Below are 1,885 nucleotides of genomic sequence, written 5' to 3' on the forward strand. Positions count from 1 at the left end.
TCCAGGGAATGCTGAAGACCCTTGCAGTTCCCTACCTGAGTGAGCGTTCTGTGAAATGTCTCCCAGGACGCTGGTCGAGTCAACGGCGTCTATTCAGTGTTCCCATCGATGCTGTGTCAATTGACGTGTTGTCCCCGGCACTTGAGCAACTGCTCGCTGATCTCGGCATGCCCGGCCAGCAGGTAGAGGAGTGCCTGGCGCCGCTCAACCGGAAAGACAGGTCGGGCCCACAGTTATCTCGCCCGCATTATTTGCATCTGGGGGTTGAAGGCGACCGCTGCAAAATCTACTGGGAGACCAAGCGCCCGACCTCGATCCCCAAAGAAGCACGATTCGTGCTTTATCGGGCCTGGAAGTGGCGGGCTAACGAACCAGTTACGCGTTCAGATTATGTGCTACTGACAACCGCACGTGCTGCGCGTCGTGCGATAGACCTCGAACTGTCCAAAGACCCGCCGTGCGCGATGCATGATCTGATAGAGCAATTACAAGTCAGCTTTGCTCTTCAGCAGGAGCCATGGCCACCGCTGACGGTGCGTATCGAAGAAGTACAAGATGGTCACCCGACTGGTCGTGACTCGTTGAACCTGCACCTGCATAGAGCAGCGCTGCCGCTCGGCACTGTTGCGGGTACGATGTTTACACTTGCTCGCGATTGGCAATCGACCTCGCGTGACACCCTGATTGCCTGGGTAGCGGGACATGGTAACCAATTGCTAAGCAATTTTTCGTTTGGTCGAAATGAATCCGGCCATCCTTTTGCCACCTGCTACTACGGCACGACACGACATAGCCCCAATAAAAAAGACACGGTAAGCCATAGCGACCGCATCCCGGGAAGCCTCCAACGCACTCGGAAAAGACCAACCCCTACCGCCTGACATCTAATCAATGGAGATTACCATGGCGACGCAATTACTGATTTATCGCAACGTTCAACCCATCACCCGTGACAAGCACGGCGAGCTTTATCTTAAAGCTGGCAAGGATTTTGTTTTTGCCAAGGACGTGAATTCGGTGCCGCTGATGGCGGCGGAGTTTCCGGCGGCTGCCAGCGACCTGCCGATTGTGTTTACCAATGCCGAGGATAATGGCGTCTTGCCTGTTGCCGTTTTAGGCATTGAGCGAGATTCCAACCTGATGGTCGACGAAGACAACCGTTGGCAGGGTGAGTATGTGCCGGCATTTTTCCGTCGCTATCCGTTTGTGTTCGCGTCCTCTGCCGAAGGCCAGACCTTCACCTTGTGCATTGATGAAGACTATGAGGGGATCAATAGCGACGGTCGGGGGGAGCGATTGTTCGACGCCGATGGCGAGCAAACACAATACCTTTCCCGGGTACTGTCATTCTTGCAGGACTATCAGGCGCATTTCCAGCGTACCCGTACTTTCTGTCGTCGTCTGGTCGAGCTAGACCTGCTCGAATCAGTGGAAGCACAGGTTCGCCTGCCCGAAGGCGGTCGCCGAACGTTGACCGGCTTCAAAGCGATTAACCGTAACAAGCTCAAAGAACTGTCTGCCGAACAATTGCAGACGTTGATGAATAACGACGAGCTGGAATTGATACATATCCATCTGCAATCAATGCGCAATTTTAATCGCCTGACCCGGCTGGCAAAAGGCGGCGCGGCGCAGGATACCCAGGCAAAGCCGGACCCGGCCACCGATGAAGACACTGCCTCTGGCGAGGTGGCGCCGGCGAACAACGCCTCTTCATCCGATAAGGATAACAATTCCTTGCTGCACTGACGCCGTCAACGACCACCCTCGACATTGTTTTATTGATCTGGAGTTCACCATGAGTCGCCCATTCCGCCCCCTACGGAAGCAGCTCTCGAGACTCATCGCTCAAGTGTCTCGGCGTAATAAACGATCCGAACGCGCC

General features: G+C 55.0%; 2 protein-coding genes. Both read left to right on the top strand.

Annotated features, from left to right (window positions below):
- Positions 1-50: 50 nt before the first annotated feature.
- Positions 51-881, top strand: coding sequence for a hypothetical protein (locus QC816_RS03635; RefSeq protein ID WP_309781023.1), 831 nt, complete (start codon positions 51-53; stop codon positions 879-881).
- Between the two features lie 22 nt (positions 882-903).
- Positions 904-1,749 carry a SapC family protein gene (locus QC816_RS03640; RefSeq protein ID WP_309781025.1) on the top strand — a complete coding sequence of 282 codons (846 nt, stop codon included), beginning with the start codon at positions 904-906 and terminating at the stop codon, positions 1,747-1,749.
- Positions 1,750-1,885: the final 136 nt, after the last annotated feature.

The sequence above is a fragment of the Vreelandella janggokensis genome (assembly GCF_031451615.1).
Lineage (GTDB): Bacteria > Pseudomonadota > Gammaproteobacteria > Pseudomonadales > Halomonadaceae > Vreelandella > Vreelandella janggokensis.